The sequence below is a fragment of the Enterobacter sp. 3U4 genome (assembly GCF_057224565.1).
On record NZ_CP136665.1, the window covers coordinates 2,625,308 to 2,650,312 of the forward strand.

23 protein-coding genes are annotated in these 25,005 nt (G+C 56.8%); 14 read left to right on the forward strand and 9 right to left on the reverse strand.

From position 1 onward, the window contains the following. Positions 1–92: 92 nt before the first annotated feature. Complete coding sequence (locus tag RVY89_RS12550) at positions 93–1,376, forward strand: citrate synthase (protein WP_045909567.1); 1,284 nt, start codon at positions 93–95, stop codon at positions 1,374–1,376. A gap of 99 nt (positions 1,377–1,475) precedes the next feature. Here the strand turns inward: RVY89_RS12550 and nei are convergent, their stop codons facing one another. The 7 genes from nei to RVY89_RS12585 all read right to left on the reverse strand — a co-directional run bounded on the left by nei (position 1,476) and on the right by RVY89_RS12585 (position 7,582). Beyond that, positions 1,476–2,267, reverse strand: coding sequence for an endonuclease VIII (gene nei, locus RVY89_RS12555; RefSeq protein WP_484825495.1), 792 nt, complete (start codon positions 2,265–2,267; stop codon positions 1,476–1,478). 18 nt (positions 2,268–2,285) lie between these two features. Further along, entirely contained in the window at positions 2,286–3,026 is a 741-nt protein-coding gene (gene pxpA, locus RVY89_RS12560; protein ID WP_484825496.1) for a 5-oxoprolinase subunit PxpA, read from the reverse strand. Further along, positions 3,013–3,945: a 5-oxoprolinase subunit PxpC gene (gene pxpC, locus RVY89_RS12565; RefSeq protein ID WP_484825497.1), complete on the reverse strand. Its 933-nt coding sequence runs from the start codon at positions 3,943–3,945 to the stop codon at positions 3,013–3,015. The genes pxpA and pxpC overlap by 14 nt, the downstream gene beginning before the upstream one ends. After that, positions 3,939–4,595 (reverse strand): 5-oxoprolinase subunit PxpB, encoded by a 657-nt coding sequence (gene pxpB, locus RVY89_RS12570; protein ID WP_484825498.1) that lies wholly within the window; start codon positions 4,593–4,595, stop codon positions 3,939–3,941. The genes pxpC and pxpB overlap by 7 nt, the downstream gene beginning before the upstream one ends. A 14-nt stretch (positions 4,596–4,609) precedes the next feature. Then, positions 4,610–5,353: a type 2 GTP cyclohydrolase I gene (locus RVY89_RS12575; protein ID WP_248207005.1), complete on the reverse strand. Its 744-nt coding sequence runs from the start codon at positions 5,351–5,353 to the stop codon at positions 4,610–4,612. Between the two features lie 10 nt (positions 5,354–5,363). Continuing rightward, positions 5,364–6,776, reverse strand: coding sequence for a deoxyribodipyrimidine photo-lyase (gene phrB / locus RVY89_RS12580; RefSeq protein WP_484825499.1), 1,413 nt, complete (start codon positions 6,774–6,776; stop codon positions 5,364–5,366). A 599-nt stretch (positions 6,777–7,375) separates the two neighbouring features. Beyond that, the gene (locus tag RVY89_RS12585; protein ID WP_008501079.1) at positions 7,376–7,582 is read right to left on the reverse strand and encodes a YbfA family protein; all 207 of its coding nucleotides are present in this window, start codon (positions 7,580–7,582) and stop codon (positions 7,376–7,378) included. 309 nt (positions 7,583–7,891) lie between these two features. On the opposite strand from RVY89_RS12585, the gene kdpF reads away from it, so the two are divergent. The 9 genes from kdpF (at position 7,892) to potE (ending at position 19,822) form a co-directional block, all read left to right on the forward strand. After that, the gene (gene kdpF / locus RVY89_RS12590) at positions 7,892–7,981 is read left to right on the forward strand and encodes a K(+)-transporting ATPase subunit F (RefSeq protein WP_014069365.1); all 90 of its coding nucleotides are present in this window, start codon (positions 7,892–7,894) and stop codon (positions 7,979–7,981) included. Next, the gene (gene kdpA, locus RVY89_RS12595) at positions 7,981–9,660 is read left to right on the forward strand and encodes a potassium-transporting ATPase subunit KdpA (RefSeq protein ID WP_484825500.1); all 1,680 of its coding nucleotides are present in this window, start codon (positions 7,981–7,983) and stop codon (positions 9,658–9,660) included. The genes kdpF and kdpA overlap by 1 nt, the downstream gene beginning before the upstream one ends. An 18-nt stretch (positions 9,661–9,678) precedes the next feature. Continuing rightward, complete coding sequence (gene kdpB, locus RVY89_RS12600; protein WP_484825501.1) at positions 9,679–11,727, forward strand: potassium-transporting ATPase subunit KdpB; 2,049 nt, start codon at positions 9,679–9,681, stop codon at positions 11,725–11,727. Between the two features lie 12 nt (positions 11,728–11,739). Next, a complete protein-coding gene (kdpC, locus tag RVY89_RS12605) occupies positions 11,740–12,315 on the forward strand; it encodes a potassium-transporting ATPase subunit KdpC (protein WP_302234505.1) in 576 nt (191 codons plus the stop codon). Continuing rightward, positions 12,316–15,003, forward strand: coding sequence for a two-component system sensor histidine kinase KdpD (kdpD, locus tag RVY89_RS12610; RefSeq protein WP_484825502.1), 2,688 nt, complete (start codon positions 12,316–12,318; stop codon positions 15,001–15,003). Next, positions 15,000–15,677, forward strand: a complete 678-nt coding sequence (gene kdpE / locus RVY89_RS12615) for a two-component system response regulator KdpE (protein ID WP_008501074.1) — start codon at positions 15,000–15,002, stop codon at positions 15,675–15,677. Before kdpD ends, kdpE begins: the two co-directional genes overlap by 4 nt. Before the next feature lie 277 nt (positions 15,678–15,954). Next, a complete protein-coding gene (speFL, locus tag RVY89_RS12620) occupies positions 15,955–16,059 on the forward strand; it encodes a leader peptide SpeFL (protein ID WP_003858645.1) in 105 nt (34 codons plus the stop codon). A 254-nt stretch (positions 16,060–16,313) separates the two neighbouring features. Next, positions 16,314–18,512 (forward strand): ornithine decarboxylase SpeF, encoded by a 2,199-nt coding sequence (speF, locus tag RVY89_RS12625; RefSeq protein ID WP_484825503.1) that lies wholly within the window; start codon positions 16,314–16,316, stop codon positions 18,510–18,512. Continuing rightward, the gene (potE, locus tag RVY89_RS12630; protein WP_484825504.1) at positions 18,509–19,822 is read left to right on the forward strand and encodes a putrescine-ornithine antiporter; all 1,314 of its coding nucleotides are present in this window, start codon (positions 18,509–18,511) and stop codon (positions 19,820–19,822) included. Before speF ends, potE begins: the two co-directional genes overlap by 4 nt. A 143-nt stretch (positions 19,823–19,965) precedes the next feature. Here the strand turns inward: potE and pgm are convergent, their stop codons facing one another. Together pgm and seqA are read right to left on the reverse strand one after the other, a co-directional pair. Continuing rightward, entirely contained in the window at positions 19,966–21,606 is a 1,641-nt protein-coding gene (gene pgm / locus RVY89_RS12635; protein ID WP_484825505.1) for a phosphoglucomutase (alpha-D-glucose-1,6-bisphosphate-dependent), read from the reverse strand. A gap of 24 nt (positions 21,607–21,630) precedes the next feature. Next, complete coding sequence (gene seqA / locus RVY89_RS12640) at positions 21,631–22,179, reverse strand: replication initiation negative regulator SeqA (protein ID WP_223562778.1); 549 nt, start codon at positions 22,177–22,179, stop codon at positions 21,631–21,633. Between the two features lie 183 nt (positions 22,180–22,362). On the opposite strand from seqA, the gene ybfF reads away from it, so the two are divergent. The 4 genes from ybfF (at position 22,363) to fur (ending at position 24,976) form a co-directional block, all read left to right on the forward strand. Next, the gene (gene ybfF / locus RVY89_RS12645) at positions 22,363–23,136 is read left to right on the forward strand and encodes an esterase (RefSeq protein ID WP_484825506.1); all 774 of its coding nucleotides are present in this window, start codon (positions 22,363–22,365) and stop codon (positions 23,134–23,136) included. A 128-nt stretch (positions 23,137–23,264) separates the two neighbouring features. Beyond that, entirely contained in the window at positions 23,265–23,552 is a 288-nt protein-coding gene (gene ybfE / locus RVY89_RS12650; protein ID WP_024908816.1) for a LexA regulated protein, read from the forward strand. 155 nt (positions 23,553–23,707) lie between these two features. Continuing rightward, a complete protein-coding gene (fldA, locus tag RVY89_RS12655) occupies positions 23,708–24,238 on the forward strand; it encodes a flavodoxin FldA (RefSeq protein ID WP_008501067.1) in 531 nt (176 codons plus the stop codon). Positions 24,239–24,529: 291 nt separating this feature from the next. Continuing rightward, positions 24,530–24,976, forward strand: coding sequence for a ferric iron uptake transcriptional regulator (gene fur, locus RVY89_RS12660; protein WP_023310771.1), 447 nt, complete (start codon positions 24,530–24,532; stop codon positions 24,974–24,976). Positions 24,977–25,005 lie beyond the last annotated feature (29 nt).

The window sequence follows — 25,005 nt, forward strand, 5'->3', positions numbered from 1 at the left end:
AAGCCAAATAACAATCTGGTAACGGTGATTTACAGCTGAAAGCAAATCCGGTGAAGCGCAGTCTTAAGCATAAGGCGCTAAGGAGACCGTAAATGGCTGATACAAAGGCAACGCTCACCCTAAATGGTGACACTGCTATTGAACTGGATGTGCTAAAAGGCACGCTCGGTCAGGATGTTATTGATATCCGTACGCTGGGTTCCAAAGGGATGTTTACCTTTGACCCTGGATTTACCTCTACCGCATCTTGCGAATCCAAAATCACCTTTATCGACGGTGACGAAGGTATCCTGCTCCATCGCGGCTTCCCTATCGATCAGTTAGCCACCGAATCCAACTATCTGGAAGTGTGCTACATCCTGCTGAACGGCGAAAAACCGACGCAGGCCCAGTTCGATGAATTTAAAACCACCGTGACCCGTCACACCATGATCCATGAGCAGATTACCCGTCTGTTCCATGCGTTCCGTCGTGACTCTCACCCAATGGCGGTGATGTGCGGTATTACCGGTGCGCTGGCAGCGTTCTACCACGATTCCCTTGACGTGAATAACCCGCGTCACCGTGAAATCGCCGCTTACCGTCTGCTGTCCAAAATGCCTACCATGGCGGCCATGTGCTACAAATACTCCATCGGCCAGCCGTTTGTGTATCCGCGCAACGACCTCTCCTACGCGGGTAACTTCCTGCGCATGATGTTCTCCACGCCGTGCGAAGAGTATGAAGTGAACCCTGTGCTGGAGCGCGCGATGGACCGTATTCTGATCCTGCACGCTGACCACGAACAGAACGCCTCTACCTCTACCGTCCGTACCGCGGGCTCTTCAGGCGCGAACCCGTTCGCCTGTATCGCTGCGGGCATCGCCTCCCTGTGGGGACCGGCGCACGGTGGTGCGAACGAAGCGGCACTGAAGATGCTGGAAGAGATCAGCACCGTTGAACACATTCCTGAGTTCGTGCGTCGTGCGAAAGACAAGAATGACTCCTTCCGCCTGATGGGCTTCGGTCACCGTGTTTACAAAAACTACGACCCGCGCGCCACCGTGATGCGTGAGACCTGCCATGAAGTGCTGAAAGAGCTGGGTACCAAAGATGACCTGCTGGAAGTGGCGATGGAGCTGGAACACATCGCGCTAAACGACCCGTACTTCATCGAGAAGAAACTCTACCCGAACGTCGATTTCTACTCTGGCATTATTCTGAAAGCGATGGGCATTCCGTCTTCCATGTTCACCGTCATCTTCGCCATGGCTCGTACCGTAGGCTGGATTGCGCACTGGAACGAAATGCACAGCGAAGGCATGAAAATCGCTCGTCCTCGTCAGCTGTATACCGGCTACGAGCAGCGTGATTTTAAGTCTGACCTGAAGCGTTAAAAGACGTTGGGTGCGGCCTGATGCCCTCACCCCGGCCCTCTCCCTGTGGGAGAGGGGGAAAACCTTAAAAACGGTAACCCAAGGGTTACCGTTTTACTTTTATTTCTGGCAGTGCGGGCACCAGTAAAAAGGTCTGGAAGAGAGCATCATCCTGTCGATAATTCCGCCACACCGTTCGCACTTTTTCCCCGCCCGATGAAAGACCTTAAAGCGGAACAGCGCCCCGTGATGCTTGTTTTCATCTACGATGCCGCGCGTGTTGTACGACAGCCGCGGGATGTCCAGCAGCGCGTGGGACAGCGCCTCCAGCTGTTCATCGCTCAGCTGTGAGGCTTTATGGTGCGGCGCCAGCCCGACTTCCCAGAGAATTTCCACCCGCAGGTAGTTGCCAAGCCCGGCCAGAAACGACTGGTCAAGGAACAGGCCGGAAAACTGCCGGTTGCGGAATGTGGGCGATAGCAGTCGGGCCTTCACATCGCTCGCCGTCAGACGCATATCCAGCACGTCCGGCCCCACTCGCTGTAGAAACGGGTGTGTGAGGAGTTGCTCCGGCGTTAATATTTCGATATCAGAGGCGCTATAGAGCAGGATCGCCTTATCGGCCGTTTGCAGCCTGACGCGCAGCACGCGGGTGGTTTGCGGCTGCTCGTCCGCCTCCACCACTCGCCAGACGCCGTAAAGCTGGTTATGGCTATATAACGTCAGGTTATGGGAAAAATGCGTGAGCAACGCTTTGCCGCGCGTTTCAATATGAGTCACCGTCTGGCCCACCAGCTGTGACTCAAACGGTTTCAGTTGAGGAAAAGCAAACCAGACCTCCGTCAGGGGTTTGCCCTTTATCGCCGCCTCGAGGCTATCCGCCGCGCGGCGGATCTCCGGGCCTTCTGGCATTTTTCTGTCCTTTCATGATTAGTCTGCGCTGACAAGAATGCCCTCTTCAGAGAACGCTGCCCGCAAGCGGCGCGCGAACTGGAGCGCATGCTCGCCATCACCATGTAAACATACCGTATCAGCCTGAACGTGTGCCGATGTGCCGTCCACGGCGGTCACCCGCCCGGCGCGCACCATCTCCAGCGTCTGCGCCAGCGCTTGACCTTCGTCGGTAATCAGCGCGCCGGCCTGCGTACGTGGAACCAGGCTGCCGTCAGGCATGTATCCCCGATCGGCAAAGACCTCCTGACGCGTGGTCAACCCCAGACGCTCGCCAGCGCGAATAAGCTCGCTGCCCGCCAGACCCACGAGGCTCAGCTGCGGGTTGCAATCCCGCACCGCGCGGGCAATCGCCTCCGCCAGCGTCGGATCTTTTGCCGCCTGATTGTAGAGCATGCCGTGCGGCTTCACGTGGCGCAGCACGCCATTCTCCGCGCGTACCATCGCCTCCAGCGCACCGATCTGGTAAAGCACCTGAGCGTAGACCGTCTCCGGCGGCAGATCCATAGCCGTGCGGCCAAAGTTTTCCCGGTCTGGGAAGCTCGGATGAGCGCCTATCGCGACGCCGTTTTTAATGGCATTACGCACGCTCTCCAGCATGGTTTGCGCATCGCCCGCGTGAAAGCCACAGGCGATGTTGACCGAGCTGACCAGCGCCATCAGCGCCGCATCGGCGCTGCCACCCTCCCCCAGATCGGCATTCAAATCAATCTTTACCATCAAGCCTCCACGCCAGCTGCTCCAGATAACGCTGCTGATCCTGCCGCGCCTTTAGCGCCTCCTCCAGCGAACACTGCACGAAGTGAATCGGCTGTCCGAGTGGAATTTGCGCCAGATGGTAGCGATCGGCTTCAATGATGCAGGCAATTCGCGGATAGCCGCCCGTTGTCTGCGCGTCATTCATTAACACGATCGGTTGCCCGTTGCCCGGAACCTGAATCACCCCAGGCAGTAAACCGTGGGAGAGTAGTTCCCTGTCGGTCGTTCGGATCAGCGGCTGCCCCTGCAGACGATAGCCCATACGGTTACTCTGCGGACTGATTTTCCACGGCGAGCGCCAGAAGGACTCTTTTGAGGCCTCGTCGAACTCATGATATTCCGGCCCCGGTAAGGCGCGGATCTGGTTTCCCCACAGCAGCTGTTTTACGCCCTGCGTGGTCGAGAAATGGCGAGCAGAGGGCTTGATTGAAAGCCGATCGCCGTCGCGCAACAAACGTCCTTCGTGACCGCCAATCCCGGCTTTCTGATCGGTACTTGATGAGCCCAGCACCTCAGGCACATCAATGCCGCCAGCCACCGCGAGATAGCTACGCACGCCGTGTAAAGGGCGCTTTAAGGTCAGACGCTGTCCGGCTTTGGCCCGCAGACGCCAGCCGGTCCACACCGCTTTGCCGTCCAGAGTGGTATCACAGCCTGCGCCGGTGAGCGCGAACCAGGTCTCCTGACCAAACTCAATGACACACTGGCCGAGCGTAATTTCGAGCGCCGCCGTGCTGCCGGGGTTGCCCACCAGCACGTTAGCGATTTCCAGCGCAGGACGGTCCAGCGCGCCACAATAGCTCACGCCCGACTGGCGCATGCCAAAGCGGCCGGCATCCTGTACGGAGGTATAAAGCCCGGCGCGAATAAGCGTTAACATACCCCCTCCTTCTGCGGGATAAAGCGAAGGGTATCGCCTGGGCGCAGCAGTATTGGCGACTCCAGCCCGGGGTCAAATAACGGTGTGGCGGTATGCCCAATAAGCTGCCAGCCGCCGGGCGAAGTTAGCGGGTATACGCCGGTCTGCTCGCCGCCAATCGCGACCGTCCCCGCCGGTACGCTCAGGCGCGGTTCAGCGCGACGTGGCGTATGCAACTGAGGGGATAATCCCCCCAGATATGGGAATCCGGGCTGAAACCCCAGGAACCAGACCACATAGTCAACCGAGCTGTGCAGCTCAACAACCTGCTTTTCTGTCAGCCCACAGTGGTCTGCCACCACGCCAAGATCCGGTCCCCCCGAACCGCCATAAACGACCGGGATCTCAATGGCACGCGATTCCGGCTCCAGCGCCTCGCTCTCTTCCCACCAGCGCTGTAAACGTTCAATGGCATCCAGCGCCAGCGTATGCGGACTACGCAGCACCACCGTGATGTTATTCATCCCCGGAATGGCTTCAACCACTTCCGGCAGATCGACCAGACGCTGGGTTAGCCGCCAGATACGCTTTTGCGTGGCAAGGGTCACCGGCGGCTCGAGCTCCAGAACCACTGCCGTTTCTCCCAGAAGATAACAACGCGCTCGCTGCACTCAGACACCTCTCATCAGGCCGGATTAGGAATATCAATAAAGGTCACATCCAGATCGGTATTTTCCGTCAGCCACTCGCTGAGAGCACGAATACCGCCGCGCTCGGTCGCGTGATGCCCGGCCGCGTAGAAATGCAGCCCCTGTTCACGGGCCGAATGAATGGTCTGCTCGGAAACCTCGCCGGTGATAAAAGCATCGACACCGAAGCGCGCGGCGCTGTCGATAAAGCCCTGCCCGCCTCCGGTGCACCATGCGACACGCTTCACCGTATCCGGACCGGTATCACCGCTCCACAGCGGGCGACGTCCCAGGCGCGCTTCTATCCATGATGCCAGCTCCAGCCCCGGAACCGGCATCGCCAGCTCGCCCCACGGCACCAGCGGTTCAATTTCGCCCATCACGGTGATCCCCAGTAGCTGCGCCAGCTGGACGTTGTTGCCGAGCTCCGGATGTGCGTCCAGCGGCAGGTGATAGCCGTACAGGTTGATGTCGTTTGCCAGCAGCGTTTTCAGGCGATTGCGCTTCATCCCGCGAATAATCGGCGATTCGTTTTTCCAGAAGTAACCGTGATGGACAATCACCGCATCGGCGTCCTGACGAACAGCCTCATCCAGCAGCGCCTGGCTTGCCGTAACGCCGGTGATAATTTTTTGCACCGTCTCGCGCCCCTCAACCTGGAGCCCGTTCGGGCCGTAATCGCTGAAGGAGGCGCTGTTCAGTTTTTCGTTAATCAGGCTTTCCAGTTCGCTGTTTTTCATCATCACTCTCTTATGCTTTGCGGGCCGCTTCGTACGCAGCCAGCGTGGCGACACGCGCCTGTTTATGGTCGACAATCGGACGAGGATAATTCAGTTTTACACGCTGTTTATCCGCCCATGCCCACGGTTCGTGGATCGCTTTAGCCGGTAGCTCTTTAAGTTCAGGGACCCAGCGGCGGATAAACTCGCCGTCCGCATCAAATTTTTGTCCCTGAGTGGTTGGATTAAAAATCCGAAAATAGGGAGCCGCATCGGTACCCGTAGAGGCCGCCCACTGCCAGCCGCCGTTATTCGCGGCAAGATCGCCATCGATTAGCTGAGAGATAAAATAGCGCTCTCCGATACGCCAGTCGATAAGCAGATCCTTCACCAGAAAGCTGGCGGTAATCATTCGCAGGCGGTTGTGCATCCACCCCGTCTCATTGAGCTGACGCATCGCGGCATCAACAATCGGGTAGCCCGTCTCCCCTTTTTGCCAGGCCTGTAAATGTGCCTCATCGTGCTGCCATTTTACGTTGTCGGTCCAGGGAATGAACGGACGATGCTTACAGAGATCGGGATGATAGGTCATCAGATGGCGGTAGAACTCGCGCCAGATAAGTTCGTTCAGCCAGACAGAACCGGTACCCCCATCCAGCGCCTGCGGCTGCTCCGCCAGCAGGCGGTGTAAACACTGGCGAGGAGAGATCGCGCCCAGCGCTAAACAGGCCGACAGGCGGCTGGTGCCCTCGATGGCGGGAAAATCACGCCGCGCCTCGTAGTTGGCCGCGTCCTGTTTGCAGAACTGCCGGAGTTGCGCGATGGCCGCTTTTTCATCGGCGGGGAACAGCGCTTTATCAAACGGCTCCTGAGAATAATCGAACGTCAGTTCAGGCAGGTCCTTTATGGCTTCGCCTCTCACGGCAGGCGCCGCAACGCACTCCGGCAACGCCTCCTTCAGACGTTTGATAAAGGCATTTTTAAACGGAGTGAAAACTTTATACATCTCGCGGTTGCCGGTCATCACGCTGCCCGGCGCCAGCATCACGCTGTCATCAAATCCTTCACAGACTACATCTTCCAGCATTTTCTCCAGCTGACGGTCGCGCTGCTGCTCGTTGAATTCGTACTGATAGTTGTAAAAAAGATGCGTGACGTTGTGCTGCTTACAGGTCTCCTGCACGGTCTGCAGCTGTGCGGCAAAATCACTTACCTCTTTATAGAGAAGCGGTATGCCTTTTCCAGCAAGCGAATGCTGCAGATCGGTCAGATATGCACGCAGCAAGGCCGCCTGGCGTGGCGCCATATCATGCTGCCGCCACTGCTCGGGCGTAGCCACAAACAGAGCCAGTACGTTAGCGTCTTTGGCGCGGCAGGCCGCCGCCAGGGCGATGTTGTCATGTACGCGCAGGTCCGCGCGAAACCAAACCAGATGGGTGGGCATAAAACTCCAGGCTATTGTCCATTATGTCCATAAGGGCATGCCGTAAAAGGAAAAAGCATGCATTGAACTACTTTGCCATGAAGTGTAGACGGGATGAAATAAAAAAGGCCGCCCAAGGCGGCCTTAACGCTACTTGTCCTGCGCTATCGTGGTAAATGCAACAAACCCGATCGGCTCATCACCTTTGATAACGAGTACGCTGGCGACAATGAACGCGATGCAAAAATAGCGTTTCATTATGCGGTCCCTGCTGCTAACCGCTCCACCGTTCACCACCGGTGATAAGTCGGTGGACACAAGCTCTGACGAGAGCCTGACTTACGGTTGTGGTCACGCCTTTCCCAGGACCGGTGCCCATGTGCGAGATGGCGGAAAGGGACGCTGCATAGTAGTTGGCCCTGCCGTAAAACGTAATCCACCGAAAAGGTTTTTAAGAATATATTTAGGGAGTTGCTGTTTGATTACTTGATGGCCCGAGATATTCTTGAAAGCCTCTGACGAGGGCTTGAAGACCGCCCAACGGACCGCGAATCCCGAGGGACAAAAAAACCGCCACATTGCTGTTGGCGGTTTTTTTATTGCTGTGTGTAGTCTTCGTATCAGTAGAAATCGCAGGTCGCTTTCTCGGCCTGATCCATCCACACCGGCTTCTCGCTGGTTTTCGCCCAGACGCGGTGCAGATAGCTGTAAAAACGTGCACGATCTTTCCAGAACAGCATCACCGGCAAAGCCAGCACGCCAGCCACTACGGCGAAAGCGCGGCGCATGAACACGATATGAGCCGGAAACTCTTTATAAAGATCCATATTTTTCTCCCCTATAGTTGGCCGGAAACGTCATCCGGAAAATTCAAAATCTGTGACCTGGCTAAAATAATATCGCTTTGTTTGTAATTTTACTACTCATCCGACCACTTATTTTCGTCCGTTTAGCGAAAATTTACACTCACACCGTAATTAAGTTACAAAAAAGTTAACGATTTACTTATCAATGGTTAAATTGTGAGCTTTGGCATTTTTATACTTTTTTTACACCCGCCCTTCTCATTTTTGCGAAATCTTTGCGCCATAAATCCTACCGTTAGCACAACAACAAAAGTCACCCGGAGGTGGATTGTGAGTGCAGGTCTTATTGCCGGCATCGTGCTGGTGTTCCTGTTATTGGGTTATCTGGTTTATGCCCTGATTAATGCGGAGGCATTCTGATGGCTGCTCAGGCGTTTTTGCTTATTGCCAGTTTCTTAGTGGTGTTGTTCGTTCTGGCAAGGCCACTGGGCTCGGGGCTGGCACGGCTAATCAATAACGTTCCCCTGCCCGGCACGGGAAGCGTTGAAAAAGGGATCTGGCGCGTACTGGGAATAGACGATCGGGAGATGAACTGGCGTGACTATCTGATCGCCATTCTGCTGCTGAACATTGTCGGGCTCATTGCGCTTTTTGCCATGCTGATGTTGCAGGGTATCCTGCCGCTGAATCCGCAACAGTTGCCGGGGCTGTCCTGGCATCTTGCGCTGAACACGGCGGTCAGTTTTGTCACCAACACCAACTGGCAGTCCTATTCCGGTGAAACCACGCTCAGCTACTTCAGCCAGATGGTCGGGTTAACCGTGCAGAACTTCCTCTCTGCCGCCAGCGGTATTGCGGTGATCTTCGCGCTGACGCGTGCATTTGCACGTCAGAAAGTGAGCACGCTGGGTAACGCGTGGGTCGATCTGACGCGCATTACGCTGTGGATCCTGCTGCCGATTGCGCTGCTGATCGCGCTGTTCTTCATTCAGCAGGGCACCCTGCAAAACCTGATGCCCTACGCGCCCTATACCTCGCTGGAGGGCGCAAAACAGCTCCTGCCGATGGGGCCAGTGGCGTCGCAGGAAGCCATCAAAATGCTCGGGACGAACGGCGGGGGCTTCTTCAACGCCAACTCCTCACACCCGTTTGAAAACCCTACCGCCCTGACCAATTTTGTGCAGATGCTGGCGATTTTCCTGATCCCCGCCGCGCTCTGCTTTGCCTTCGGCGACGTGGTTAACGATCGCCGTCAGGGGCGTACCCTGCTCTGGACCATGTCGCTGATCTTTGTGGTCTGCGTTGCGCTGGTGATGTGGGCCGAATGGCAGGGTAATCCGCACTTCCTCTCACTCGGGGCCGATAGTGCAATCAATATGGAAGGTAAAGAGAGCCGCTTTGGCATTCTCGCCAGCAGCCTTTACGCGGTGGTCACCACGGCAGCGTCGTGCGGGGCCGTCAATGCCATGCATGATTCCTTTACGGCGCTGGGCGGCATGATCCCGATGTGGCTGATGCAGATTGGCGAGGTGGTGTTTGGCGGCGTGGGCTCAGGTCTTTACGGCATGCTGCTGTTCGTGCTGCTGGCGGTGTTTATTGCCGGTCTGATGATTGGCCGCACCCCGGAATACCTCGGTAAAAAAATCGACGTTCGCGAGATGAAATTAACCGCGCTGGCAATTCTGGTCACCCCGGCTCTCGTGCTGCTCGGCACCGCGCTGGCGCTGATGACCGAGGCCGGGCGCAGCGGCATCTTTAACCCTGGCATTCACGGTTTCAGTGAAGTGCTGTATGCCGTCTCCTCTGCCGCCAACAACAACGGCAGCGCCTTTGCAGGCTTAAGCGCCAACTCACCGTTCTGGAACTGCCTGCTGGCGTTCTGCATGTTCGTGGGTCGCTTCGGGATCATTGTGCCGGTTATGGCGATAGCCGGATCGCTGGTGAATAAAAAAATCCAACCGACCACCACCGGAACGTTACCGACCCACGGCGCGCTGTTTATCGGCCTGCTGACGGGCACCGTGTTGCTGGTCGGCGCCCTGACCTTTATCCCCGCCCTCGCGTTAGGCCCGGTCGCGGAATACCTCTCTTTACGCTGATTTTGCGGAGAAATTGTCATGAGTCGTAAACAACTGGCCCTGTTCGAACCGTCATTAGTTCGCCAGGCGCTCATGGATGCGGTGAAAAAGCTGAGCCCGCGCGTGCAGTGGCACAACCCGGTGATGTTTATCGTCTGGGCGGGAAGCGTCCTGACCACCGCCCTGGCGATTGCCATAGGAACGGGCCATATGCCGGGAAATGCGATGTTTACCGGCGCCATCAGCCTGTGGCTGTGGTTTACCGTGCTGTTCGCCAACTTTGCAGAAGCGCTGGCGGAAGGCCGGAGCAAAGCCCAGGCCAACAGCCTGAAAGGGGTGAAAAAAACCGCCTTCGCGCGCAAGTTACGTGAGCCGAAATACGGCGCGCAGATGGACCACGTTCCGGCGGATGAACTGCGTAAAGGCGATGTGGTGCTGGTGGAAGCTGGTGACATCATCCCTTGCGACGGCGAAGTCATTGAAGGGGGCGCATCGGTGGATGAAAGCGCCATCACCGGCGAATCCGCGCCGGTGATCCGTGAGTCCGGCGGCGATTTCGCCTCCGTGACGGGCGGGACGCGCATTCTCTCCGACTGGCTGGTGATCCAGTGCAGCGTTAACCCGGGTGAAACCTTCCTCGACCGGATGATCGCCATGGTGGAAGGCGCCCAGCGCCGTAAAACGCCAAACGAAATTGCCCTGACCATCCTGCTGGTGGCCTTGACCATTGTCTTCCTGCTGGCAACCGCAACGCTGTGGCCGTTCTCTGCCTATGGCGGTACCGCGGTCACCGTCACGGTTCTCGTGGCGCTGCTGGTCTGCCTGATCCCCACCACCATCGGCGGCCTGCTGTCAGCCATCGGCGTGGCCGGCATGAGCCGTATGCTCGGTGCTAACGTCATCGCCACCAGCGGGCGTGCGGTGGAAGCCGCCGGTGACGTGGACGTCTTGCTGCTGGATAAAACCGGGACCATTACCCTCGGTAACCGCCAGGCGTCGGATTTCTTACCCGCCCCGGGCGTGGATGAAAAAACGCTGGCGGATGCCGCGCAGCTCTCTTCGCTTGCCGATGAAACCCCGGAAGGCCGCAGTATTGTGATCCTCGCCAAGCAGCGCTTTAACCTGCGCCAGCGCGACGTGCAGAGCCTGCACGCCACTTTCGTGCCCTTCACGGCGCAAACCCGCATGAGCGGCATTAACATTCAGGATCGTATGATCCGTAAAGGCTCGGTTGACGCCATCCGTCGCCACATCGAGGCCAACAACGGCCACTTCCCGCCGGAAGTGGACAGCCTGGTCGAAAGCGTGGCCCGTCAGGGGGCGACGCCGCTGGTGGTGGCCGAAGGGGCCCATGTGCTGGGGGTGATTGCCCTGAAGGATATCGTCAAAGGCGGCATCAAGGAGCGCTTTGCCCAACTGCGTAAGATGGGGATCAAAACGGTGATGATCACCGGGGATAACCGTCTTACCGCCGCGGCGATTGCCGCCGAAGCGGGCGTGGATGATTTTCTTTCTGAAGCTACACCGGAAGCCAAGCTGGCGCTGATTCGTCAGTATCAGGCGGAAGGCCGTCTGGTGGCGATGACCGGCGACGGGACCAACGATGCCCCTGCCCTGGCGCAGGCCGACGTGGCGGTGGCAATGAACTCCGGTACCCAGGCGGCAAAAGAGGCGGGCAACATGGTCGACCTCGACTCAAACCCGACCAAGCTGATTGAAGTGGTGCACATCGGCAAGCAGATGCTGATGACGCGCGGCTCGCTGACCACGTTCAGTATCGCCAACGACGTGGCGAAATATTTCGCCATCATTCCGGCCGCGTTTGCAGCGACCTATCCGCAGTTAAACGCCCTGAACGTGATGCACCTGCACTCTCCGGCCTCGGCCATTCTGAGCGCAGTCATCTTTAACGCCCTGATTATTGTCTTCCTGATCCCGCTGGCGCTGAAGGGCGTGAGCTACAAGCCGCTCACGGCGGCCGCGATGCTGCGCCGCAACCTGTGGATTTACGGCCTGGGCGGGCTGGTGGTGCCCTTCGTCGGGATCAAGGTTATCGACCTGCTGTTGACGCTGTTCGGCCTGGTTTAAAAGGTGAATCAAATGACAATGTTACGCCCCGCTATACTTCTGTTTATTCTGCTGTCTCTCATCACCGGCGGGCTGTATCCGCTGGTGACCACCGCGCTGGGCCAGTGGTGGTTTAAGGATCAGGCTAACGGCTCGCTGATTATGCAAAACGGTGAAAACCGCGGTTCTCGCCTGATTGGTCAGAACTTTACGGATGCCCGCTACTTCCAGGGACGCCCTTCCGCCACTGCCGAAAGCCCGTATAATCCAATGGCATCCGGCGGCAGTAACCTGGCGGGCAGCAACCCCGAGCTGGACAAAGCCGTCGCTGAGCGCGTGGCCGCCCTGCGCGCCGCGAATCCGCAGGCCAGCCGTGACGTTCCCGTGGAGCTGGTGACCGCATCGGCCAGCGGGCTGGACTACAGCCTGACGCCGGCAGCTGTGGCATGGCAGATCCCGCGCGTCGCCGCCGCCCGTCAGCTGACCGTCGAACAGGTGAGCCAGCTGGTTGCAGAGCACACGCAAAAGCCGCTGGTCAGCTTCATCGGCATGCCCGTGGTAAATATTGTTGAGCTGAATCTGGCGCTGGACGCGCTAAGGAAAAACTAAATGACCGACGAGCCCATGCGCCCGGATCCGGACAGGCTGCTTGAACAGACGGCTGAAGCCCATCGCGGCAAACTGAAAATTTTCTTCGGTGCCTGCGCGGGCGTCGGGAAAACCTTCGCCATGCTGACGGAAGCCCAGCGGCTTCGGGCGCAGGGGCTCGATATTCTGATCGGCGTGGTTGAAACCCACGGACGTAAAGAGACGGCATCACTGCTGAAGGGGCTGGCTACCCAGCCGCCCCGCCGCATCAGCCATCGCGGTCGGTTAGTTACCGAATTCGATCTTGATGCCGCCCTCGCCCGCCGTCCCGCGCTTATCCTGATGGACGAGCTGGCGCACAGCAACGCGCCAGGCTCACGCCACCCAAAGCGCTGGCAGGATGTTGAAGAATTACTTGAAGCCGGCATCGATGTGTTCACCACGGTTAACGTTCAGCACCTCGAAAGCCTGAACGACGTGGTCAGCGGCGTGACCGGCATTCAGGTGCGCGAGACGGTGCCCGACCCCTTCTTTGATTCCGCGGACGAGGTGGTGCTGGTCGACCTGCCGCCCGATGATTTACGCCAGCGCCTGCATGAAGGCAAAGTGTATATCGCCGGCCAGGCCGAGCGCGCCATCGAACATTTCTTCCGTAAAGGCAACCTGATAGCCCTGCGCGAGCTGGCCCTGCGCCGAACCGCCGACCGGGTGGACGATCAAATGCGCGCCTGGCGCGACCTGCAGGGCCAGGAGCGCGTCTGGCACACGCGGGATGCCATCCTGCTGTGCGTCGGCCACGGCAGCGGCAACGAAAAACTTGTCCGCACCGCCGCTCGCCTGGCGGCTAAATTTGGCAGCGTCTGGCATGCGGTGTATGTCGAAACGCCGCAGCTGCACGCGCTGCCCGAAAACCAGCGTCGCGCGATATTGAGTTCGCTGCGCCTGGCGCAGGAGCTGGGTGCCGAAACCGCCACCCTTTCCGATCCGCAGGAAGATAAAGCCATTTTGCGCTACGCGCGCGAGCACAATCTGGGGAAAATCGTCATCGGCCGTCGCCAGCATCGCCGCTGGTTTAGCCGCGAATCCTTTGCCGACAAGCTGGCCCGTCGCGCGCCGGATCTGGATCTGGTGATCGTGGCGCTGGACGACAAACCTACCCCCTTACCCAATCGCGCGCCGGACGGCCGCACCTTCAGCGATAAATGGCGCATTCAGCTCCGCGGCTGTCTTGTCGCCGTCGTGCTCTGCGCCCTGATTACCGTGATTGCCAGCCAGTGGCTGATTGCGTTTGATGCCGCCAACCTGGTGATGATCTACCTCCTGGGCGTGGTGGTGGTGGCGCTCTTTTACGGGCGCTGGCCGTCGGTCCTGGCGACGGTTGTTAACGTCATCAGCTTCGATCTGTTCTTCATTGCCCCCCGCGGGACGCTGGCCGTCTCGGACGTACAGTACATCCTCACCTTCGCGGTGATGCTCACCGTCGGGCTGGTGATCGGGAATCTGACGGCGGGCGTGCGCTATCAGGCGCGCATCGCCCGCTATCGCGAACAGCGCACGCGCCATCTCTATGAGATGTCGAAATCGCTGGCGGTGGGCCGCACGCCGCTGGATATCGTACAGACCAGCGAGCAGTTTATCCGCTCAACCTTTCATGCCAGCAACCTGATTTTGCTCCCGGACGAACACGGCAAGCTGCGCCCGCTGACGTCGGCCACAGGCATGACCCCCTGGGACGAAGCCATCGCGCGCTGGAGCTTTGACAAAGGCTTACCGGCAGGCGCAGGGACCGACACCCTCCCCGGCGTGCCCTATCAAATTCTGCCGCTGCGCAGTGCCGATAAAAATCAGGGGCTGGTGATTGTTGAGCCCTCAAACCTGCGCCAGCTGATGATCCCCGAACAGCAGCGACTGCTGGAGACCTTTACGCTGCTGGTTGCCAGCGCGCTGGAACGACTGGCTCTCACCGCAAGCGAGGAACAGGCCCGTCTGGCGAGCGAGCGGGAAAGCATTCGTAACTCGCTGCTGGCGGCGCTCTCGCACGATCTGCGTACCCCACTCACCGTCCTGTTCGGTCAGTCTGAAATTCTGACGCTGGACCTGGCGGCGGAAGGCTCTAAACATGCCCTTCAGGCCAGCGAGATCCGCCAGCATGTGCTGAATACTACGCGCCTGGTGAATAACCTGCTCGATATGGCGCGTATCCAGTCGGGAGGTTTTAACCTCAAAAAAGAGTGGCTCACGCTTGAGGAGGTGGTGGGCAGCGCCCTGAAAATGCTCGAACCCGGTCTGGGTGGGCGACATATCGCGCTGAACATGCCCGAGCCCCTGACGTTAATTCACGTTGATGGTCCACTGTTTGAACGGGTGCTGATCAACCTGCTGGAAAATGCCGGCAAATATGCGGGCGCCAGTGCTCAAATTGGCGTGGATGCGACGGTGGACGATGGCACGCTTCATCTTGACGTCTGGGATACCGGACCCGGCATACCCGCCGGTCAGGAGTTGGCTATTTTCGAAAAATTCGCGCGCGGCAATAAGGAGTCGGCCATTCCGGGCGTGGGGCTGGGGTTGGCGATTTGCCAGGCAATTATCGACGTCCATGGCGGGACCATTTCCGCAGAGAATCGTCCGGAAGGCGGCGCGCGGTTTTGTGTTACACTTCCTCTGGAAACCCCGCCAGAACTTAATGAATTACCAGAGGATTTGTGATCAACGTTCTGATTGTTGAAGATGAGATCGCCATTAGCCGTTTTCTGCGCGCTGCGCTGGAAGGAGACGGTCTGCGCGTTCATGATGCGGGTACGCTTCAGCGGGGTTTAATTGAAGCCGCTACCCGCAAGCCGGACCTGGTGATCCTCGATCTTGGGCTGCCGGACGGTGACGGCATCGATTTTATTCGTGAAGTCCGGCAGTGGAGCCAGATGCCGATCCTCGTGCTCTCCGCCCGTACTGAAGAGACGGATAAAATCGCCGCGCTGGATGCCGGCGCGGATGACTATCTGATTAAACCGTTTGGTATCGGCGAGCTACAGGCCCGCCTTCGCGTGGCGCTGCGTCGCCACAGCGCCACCACGCCTGCTGACCCAACCTACACGTTCGGGGATATCCGGGTTGACCTGGCCGCGCGGCGCATTGTGCGCGGCGAAGAGGAAATTCACCTCACGCCCATTGAGTTTCGCCTGCTCGCCGTACTGCTCAACAACCACGGCAAGGTACTCACCCAACGCCAGCTGTTAAGTCAGGTGTGGGGCCCCAACGCTGTAGAACATAGTCACTATTTACGCATATATATGGGACATCTTCGTCAGAAACTCGAAGTCGACCCCGCTCGCCCTCGCCATTTATTAACTGAAACCGGTATCGGTTATCGGTTTATGCTCTGAATAACTATTCAGTTTATTTTTAAATAAAATAAAAAACCCTCAGAAAATATTTCAAAATAATCCAACCGTTATTTTTATGATTATTTATGCCCGTTTAAAACATTAACAAAACATCCTGTTAACTCATTACCAACAAACCAGTATTTTGATCTGCGATATTCATCAAAAACGACTATTTATTTCTAGAATGATCGGTTAACGGTGATCTTCTTCACAGTTAATCGCCTTTTCCTGGATAAAATGACCGTGCTTTCAATTACTGAAAGGAAAATGAACCATGGAAAACAACAATCGTTTAATGCCCCATATAAGGCGGACAACACATATCATGATGTTTGCCCACCGAAACTGCTTTGACTTTCATCTCTTTAATGCCCGGTAGTCCTTCGACTTCTGGCGCACTCGCTTACAGGTTACCCTGAAACACCTTATTTTACAGGCTATTGCCTGTGAACTCGTGCGCTCATTCATTTTGATTCAGACTCATCCGCTCCGGGCGGACTGAATTTCAATCATCAAAAAAGCAATGTTCTGATTTTAATCAGCGACCATCCTTTGCTTTTTTTCCGGAAAATTATCGATTTCTTTCTTGCAAGAAATCGAGGGACGCTTATTACCTAAAATAAAGAGAGAAAGATGAAAAGTTTAAAAATCGCAGCCAGCCGTGCATGTCCGGATTGCTTTACCACCCAGCGTGAACTGGTGGATGTCCGGGCCTCGGATTATATCGATGTTGCCGCCGTTGTTCTGGCGGTCAGTGATATTACCGGCGGCATACTGGACGAAATAGAAGCCACCGGATTTGGCATTCCTGTTTTTGTCGCGACGCATAAAGAAGAGATCATTCCGGCAGACTATTTATCGCGCATTCATGGCGTATTTGAGCATTCAGACACCAGCAACGACTTTTATGGACGCCAGCTGGAAGCGGCTGCCCTGAAGTATGAAACCCAGCTGCGCCCGCCGTTTTTCCGCGCGCTTGTCGACTATGTGAGGCAGGGCAACAGCGCGTTTGACTGTCCGGGGCATCAGGGCGGCCAGTTCTTCCGCCGCCATCCTGCCGGTAATCAGTTTGTCGATTTCTTTGGCGAGACGCTTTTCCGCTCCGATCTGTGCAACGCCGACGTGGCAATGGGCGATCTGCTGATTCACGAGGGCGCGCCGTGCATCGCGCAGCAACATGCGGCGAAGGTCTTTAACGCCGATAAGACCTACTTCGTGCTGAACGGCACTTCGTCATCCAACAAAGTGGTGCTTAACGCCCTGCTCACCCCGGGTGACCTGGTGCTGTTCGACCGTAACAACCACAAATCTAACCATCACGGCGCACTCCTCCAGGCAGGCGCAACGCCGGTCTATCTCGAAACCGCACGTAACCCGTACGGCTTTATTGGCGGCATTGACGCTCACTGCTTTGAAGAAAGTTATCTGCGCGAGCTGGTGGCAGAGGTGGCGCCGGGTCGTGCACGCGATGCGCGTCCGTTCCGTCTGGCGGTGATCCAGCTCGGTACCTACGATGGCACCATCTATAACGCCCGTCAGGTGGTGGATAAGATTGGGCATCTGTGTGATTACATCCTGTTTGACTCGGCCTGGGTGGGTTACGAGCAGTTTATTCCGATGATGGCCGACTGCTCTCCGCTGCTGCTGGAGCTGAACGAAAACGATCCGGGGATCCTGGTCACCCAGTCCGTGCATAAACAGCAGGCCGGCTTCTCGCAGACCTCGCAAATCCATAAAAAAGACAGCCACATCAAAGGCCAGCAGCGCTATGTCCCGCATAAGCGGCTGAATAATGCCTTTATGATGCACGCCTCCACCAGCCCGTTTTATCCGCTGTTCGCTGCGCTGGACATCAACGCCCGCATGCATGAAGGCCAGAGCGGCCGCAACATGTGGATGGACTGCGTGGTGAACGGTATCGAAGCGCGCAAGCTGATCCTGGAAAACTGCCAGTACCTTCGCCCCTTCGTGCCGGAAACGGTGGATGGCCGTCCGTGGGAAAGCTGGGACACGGCGGAGATTGCGACCGATCTGCGCTTCTTCCACTTCGTACCGGGTGAAAACTGGCACGCTTTTGAAGGCTACGCTGAGCATCAGTATTTTATCGACCCGTGCAAGCTCCTGCTGACCACGCCGGGCATTAACGCCCGCACCGGGGAGTATGACGACTTCGGCGTGCCCGCCACTATCCTTGCCAACTTCCTGCGTGAAAACGGCATCGTGCCGGAAAAATGCGATCTCAACTCGATCCTGTTCCTGCTCACGCCTGCGGAAGATATGGGCAAACTGCAGCAGCTGGTGGCGCAGCTGGTGCGCTTCGAAAAGCTGCTCGAGAGCGATGTTCCGCTGAAAGAGGTCCTGCCTTCCCTCTACAAACAGCATCCGGAACGTTACGCGGATTACACCCTGCGTCAGATCTGCCAGGAGATGCATGACCTGTACGCCCGTCACAACGTGAAGCAGCTGCAGAAAGAGATGTTCCGCAAGTCTCATTTCCCACGCGTGATGATGAACCCGCAGGACGCAAACTATGCCTATCTGCGCGGTGAGGTTGAACTGGTCTCCCTGCGCGACGCGGAAGGCCGCATCGCCGCGGAAGGCGCCCTGCCTTATCCACCGGGAGTGCTGTGTGTTGTCCCTGGGGAGGTCTGGGGCGGTTCCGTGCTGCGCTACTTTGCCGCGCTGGAAGAAGGCATCAACCTTCTGCCGGGCTTCGCGCCGGAGCTGCAGGGTGTGTACGTCGAAGAGTGCGAGGGCCGTAAACAGGTTCGCTGCAACGTCATCAAACAACCCGCCACTCAGCCCGCGCTGCTGAAAGGAGAGAAATTATGAGTAAGTCCAATAAGATGGGCGTGGTGCAGCTGACCATCCTTACCATGGTGAACATGATGGGGTCCGGGATTATCATGCTGCCAACCAAGCTTGCCGAAGTAGGAACCATTTCAATTATCTCCTGGCTGGTGACCGCCGTAGGCTCAATGGCGCTGGCATGGGCGTTCGCCAAGTGCGGGATGTTCAGCCGCAAGTCAGGCGGGATGGGGGGCTATGCCGAGTATGCCTTTGGCAAGTCGGGCAACTTTATGGCCAACTATACCTACGGGGTGTCGCTGCTGATCGCCAACGTGGCGATTGCCATCTCCGCCGTGGGTTACGGTACGGAGCTGTTTGGCGCGACGCTCAGCCCGGTACAGATTGGCTTAGCCACCATCGGCGTGCTGTGGATCTGCACCGTGGCTAACTTTGGCGGCGCGCGTATCACCGGACAGCTCAGCAGCATCACCGTCTGGGGCGTAATTATTCCGGTTGTCGGCCTGTGCATCATCGGCTGGTTCTGGTTCAGCCCGACGCTGTACGCCAACTCCTGGAACCCGCACAATGTGCCGTTCTTTACCGCGGTCGGCTCTTCTATCGCCATGACGCTCTGGGCTTTCCTGGGTCTGGAATCCGCCTGCGCGAACGCTGAAGTGGTTGAGAATCCGGAAAAGAACGTCCCGATTGCGGTCCTCGGCGGTACGCTGGGCGCGGCGGTGATCTATATCGTCTCGACGAACGTCATTGCGGGCATCGTTCCGAATATGGATCTGGCTAACTCCACGGCGCCGTTCGGGCTGGCCTTCGCGCAAATGTTCACTCCGGAAGTCGGGAAAGTGATCATGGGTCTGATGGTGATGTCGTGCTGCGGTTCACTCCTTGGCTGGCAGTTCACCATCGCGCAGGTGTTTAAATCCTCCGCTGATGAAGGTTACTTCCCAAAAATCTTCTCCCGCGTGACCAAAGCGGATGCGCCGGTGCAGGGCATGCTGGCGATTGTTATCTTCCAGAGCGGATTGTCGCTGATGACCATTAGCCCGTCGCTGAACAGCCAGTTCAACGTGCTGGTCAACCTGGCGGTCGTGACGAATATCATTCCGTATATTCTGTCGATGGCGGCGCTGGTGATTATTCAGAAGGTGGCGAAGGTGGATCCACGCAAGGCGCGCGCGGCGAATATCGTGGCGCTGATTGGGGCAATATACAGCTTCTATGCGCTCTACTCTTCCGGCCAGGAAGCGATGCTCTACGGGGCGATGGTGACCTTTATGGGCTGGACGCTGTACGGTCTGGTGTCACCACGGTTTGAACTGAAGAATAAGCACAGTTGAAAAAAAGCCCGGTGGCGCTAGCGCTTACCGGGCCTACGAGGTCAATGCAAAACGGCAACCCAAGGGTTGCCGTTTTTAATGTTTTCTCCCTCTCCCTGTGGGATAGGGTCGGGGTGAGGGCACCAGCCCGCACCAAACCGCACTTACGCGTTTTTCAGCACTTCGCTGACAATCTCTACCGCTTCTTTCTCAATCTGCTGACGGTGCTCAGCGCCGAGGAAGCTTTCGCAATAGATTTTATACGCATCTTCCGTACCGGATGGACGCGCAGCGAACCAGCCGTTGTCAGTCATCACTTTCAGACCACCAATGGAGGCGCCGTTACCCGGTGCCGCCGTCAGACGCGCGGTAATCGGATCGCCCGCCAGGGTGCTTGCGCTGACCATCTCAGGAGAGAGTTTGGACAGAGCCGCTTTCTGAGCTGACGTCGCGCTGGCCTGAATACGGTTATAGCTTGGTGCACCAAAGCGTGCCGCCAGCTCGTTATAATGTTCCTGCGGGTTCTTACCGGTGACCGCGGTGATTTCCGCTGCCAGCAGGCACATGATGATGCCGTCTTTGTCGGTTGACCATGGCGTGCCGTCGAAGCGCAGGAAAGATGCGCCCGCGCTCTCTTCACCACCGAAGCCGAAGCTGCCGTCGTGCAGACCGTCAACGAACCATTTGAAGCCCACCGGCACTTCCACCAGCTTGCGGCCAAGCGCCTCGACCACGCGGTCGATCATCGCGGAGGAAACCAGCGTTTTACCGACGGCTACCTCTTTGCCCCACTGCGGGCGGTGCTGGAACAGATAGTTAATTGCAACAGCCAGATAGTGGTTCGGGTTCATCAGCCCGGCAGGGGTGACGATACCGTGGCGGTCGTAATCCGGGTCGTTAGCAAACGCCAGATCGAATTTATCACGCAGCGCCAGCAGGCCCGCCATCGCGCACTCGGAGGAGCAGTCCATACGGATCGCGCCGTCTTTGTCCAGGTGCATAAAGCGGAAGGTCTGATCGACGTGATCGTTCACGATGGTCAGATCCAGCTTGTAGTGCTCAGCGATACGTTTCCAGTATTCGATACCGGAGCCGCCCAGCGGATCCACACCCAGCTTCAGGCCGGCTTTCTGAATGGCCGCCATATCGACGATATCCGCCAGGCCTTCCACGAACGGCTGAACCAGATCCAGCTCTTTCACATGACCGGACGCCATGGCCGCATCCAGAGAGATACGCTTCACGCCTTTCAGGTCATCAGCCAGCAGCGCGTTCGCACGATCTTCCACCACTTTAGTGACGTTGGTGTCTGCCGGACCACCGTTAGGCGGGTTGTATTTGATACCCCCGTCTTCCGGCGGGTTGTGGGATGGCGTGATCACGATACCGTCAGCCAGCGCGCCACCTTTTTTATTGTGTACCAGGATTGCGTTAGAGACCGCAGGCGTTGGGGTGAAGCCGTTGTTCTCCTGAACAATGACATCGACGCCGTTTGCCGCCAGCACTTCCATAACAGAGATGAACGCCGGCTCAGACAGGGCATGGGTATCTTTCCCCACGTAGCACGGACCGGTAACGCCGTTTTTAGCGCGCTCTTCCGCAATGGCCTGAGCAATGGCCAGAATGTGCGGCTCGTTAAAGCTGTGGCGCGCCGCGCTGCCGCGGTGACCTGATGTACCAAACTTCACTGCGTGTTCTGCGTTGCCCACGACCGGCTTCAGCACATAATACTGCGCGGTCAGCTGAGCGACGTTAATCAAATCGCTTTGTTGTGCAGGTTGGCCTGCACGGCTGTGATTTGCCATTACCGGGTCCTTCTGATGCAAGGGTTAAATTGTACCGCAAACCTTTTCAATCAATTCCGCCGGGAACTGCATGGACTGCATGATGTGTTCAATCATGCTGCATTTGCGGCCCGTATTGGTATTGGTGATCACCCAGTACGGGGTGCCAGGTACATGTTTGGGTTTGGTTTGATTGCCATTTTGCAGCAGCGTCTGCTCGTCGCCCGCGAAGTAGACGCGAGTACGACCGTGCAGCGACTCGGTCGCTTCAGCAAACGCTTTGTTATCCAGTGAATAAAGTGTCGACAGCACCAGCATAAAGCGGTTAACCGCCTTTTTCTGCTCCGCGTATTCATCGGAGAGCAGCAGCTCGCGCATCGCGCGCACTTTATCTTTTGCCGGCGTCACGGCAGGTTTTGCTTGTGCAACAACGCTTGGCTGAGACACGACATCTTTGGTGACTGGGGTAGCAGGCTGTGAAGCGGCGGAAATTTTAAGCATGCGCCGTAAAATGTCGGACGCGCTCTCCCCGATATGCCGCGTATGGCTGGCAATATACTGATAGAGTTCGTCATCAACTTCGATTGTTTTCATCTTAATCCAGTGCGATATCTTATCTGAATACAAGTCATTGGGATTATAAGGTCAAATCCCAACAGCGGATAGCGTCAAACCAGGTTGGCGGCAAAAGTCAGATTAAACTGGAACCTTGCAGCCGGGCGGCAGAATGGTCAACATGATACCCTAACCTGACATACGTAAAAAAAGAACTTTGCCATGAAATTGAATACCCGAGCGCAAACTGCACAATCGCCGAACAATAATTCTCCCATCGTACTGGTTCACGGGCTTTTTGGCAGCCTGGATAACCTGGGCGTGCTGGCGCGCGATCTGGTTACCGACCACGATATTTTACAGGTCGATATGCGAAATCACGGTCTTTCCGGCCGTTCCGACGAAATGACCTACGCGGCAATGGCGCAGGATCTGCTGGATACGCTGGATGCCAACGATCTGCAAAAGGTAACCCTCATCGGGCATTCAATGGGTGGCAAAGCGGTGATGGCCCTGACGGCGCTTGCGCCGGAGCGTATTAACGGCCTGGTGGTGATTGATGTTGCGCCCGTGGATTATGACGTCCGCCGTCACGACGAAATTTTTGCCGCCATCAATGCTGTCACCGAAGCGGGTGTCGCGACCCGCCAGCAGGCTGCAGCCGTCATGCGTGAGCATCTTGATGAAGAGGGCGTCGTGCAGTTCCTGCTGAAGTCGTTTGTTGACGGCCAGTGGCGTTTTAACGTGCCGGTGCTCTGGGACCAGTACAACAACATCGTGGGCTGGAAAACCGTCCCCGCCTGGCCGCACCCTACTCTCTTTATTCGCGGCGGAAACTCTCCTTACGTAACCGACGCGTACCGCGACGCGCTGCTGGCCCAATTCCCGCAGGCTCGCGCCCACGTTATTGCCGGTGCCGGGCACTGGGTGCATGCGGAAAAACCTGACGCCGTACTGCGCGCCATTCGCCGCTATCTTGCTGATACTACAAATTGATTAAAAAGAGAGCGACTGGAAGGCTGCGGGCTTCCAGTCGTTGGCGCGCCGTTATTGGTGATGTATGATGGCGCGCTTATCGCCCGGGCATTAGCAGGGCGGCGTGTTTCCCCCGAAGTCTCAGAATCATGGCCAAAGAACAAACGGACCGTACGACACTAGATCTGTTCGCGAATGAGCGTCGCCCGGGACGACCGAAGACGAATCCGCTTTCGCGCGATGAACAGCTGCGTATCAATAAACGCAATCAGCTTAAACGCGATAAAAATCGTGGGCTTAAGCGTGTCGAACTGAAGCTTAACGCCGACGCCGTCGATGCGCTGAACGAGCTGGCTGACGCGCGAAATATCAGCCGCAGCGAGCTCATTGAAGAGATGCTGATCGCCCAGCTTGAGACGTTGCGCGGCCAGGCATAAGTCTGAAAATTCCCTTAATTACCCTTTTCATGTAGCACAGAGTGCAGTCCTGCGCGATAGCAGTTTCCGCAGGGTTGCCAGTTCTGCTATTATTGCCCTTATCCGTGGCCGAATTGCGCCACCATACTATTAAGTTTCAAGAGGTTATTTTACTCATGGCAATCATCGGCATTTTCTTTGGCAGTGATACCGGCAATACCGAAAATATCGCAAAAAACATTCAAAAACAGCTCGGTAAAGACGTTGCTGATGTGCATGACATCGCCAAGAGCAGCAAAGAAGATCTGGAAGGCTATGACATTCTGCTGCTGGGTATCCCAACCTGGTACTACGGTGAAGCCCAGTGCGACTGGGATGATTTCTTCCCGACGCTGGAAGAAGTCGACTTCAACGGTAAGCTGGTTGCCCTGTTTGGCTGCGGCGATCAGGAAGACTACGCCGAATACTTCTGTGACGCGCTGGGTACCATCCGCGACATCATTGAGCCGAATGGCGCGGTTATCGTAGGCCACTGGCCGACCGCCGGTTACCACTTCGAAGCGTCTAAAGGCCTGGCCGATGACGATCACTTCGTGGGTCTGGCCATCGACGAAGACCGTCAGCCAGAACTGACCGCTGAGCGCGTCGAGAAATGGGTTAAGCAGATCCGTGAAGAACTGCACCTGGACGATATTCTTAACGCCTGATTTTTATCGCGGCGCAACGGCGGTTGCGCCCGTGCACCAGGTCAAACCGATTAAATTAATTGCTACAATCTTTTAACTTTTTCGCCCAGACCTGTACAATGTCTCCCTGATAAAATGTGGTTTTTCATTGAGCAAGTTTGTTGGTGATACCCCATTTTTATAAGCATATTTTGCCTGAGACTTGCAGTTTTCATTTAGCCATGGCAGTTCTATAATGAGACGCATTATCCCAGGTGCATTTTCTGTCACTTCCTACAGAAGTGAATCGTTTAGCAACAGGACAGATTCCGCATGACTGACAACAATACCGCATTAAAGAAGGCTGGCCTGAAAGTTACGCTTCCTCGGTTAAAAATCCTCGAAGTGCTTCAGGGTCCAGACAATCACCATGTCAGTGCGGAAGACCTCTATAAACGTCTTATCGACATGGGTGAAGAGATTGGGCTGGCTACCGTCTATCGCGTGCTGAACCAGTTTGATGACGCGGGCATTGTTACCCGTCATAATTTCGAAGGCGGTAAATCTGTTTTCGAACTGACTCAGCAGCAGCACCACGATCACCTGATCTGCCTCGATTGCGGCAAGGTCATTGAATTCAGCGATGATTCCATCGAGTCACGCCAGCGTGAAATCGCCGCGCGTCATGGCATCCGCCTGACCAACCACAGCCTGTACCTTTACGGTCACTGCGCTGAAGGCGACTGCCGCGAAGACGACCACGCGCACGACGCGAAATAATCAGTATTCATACTCTGAGCCAGCCGCAA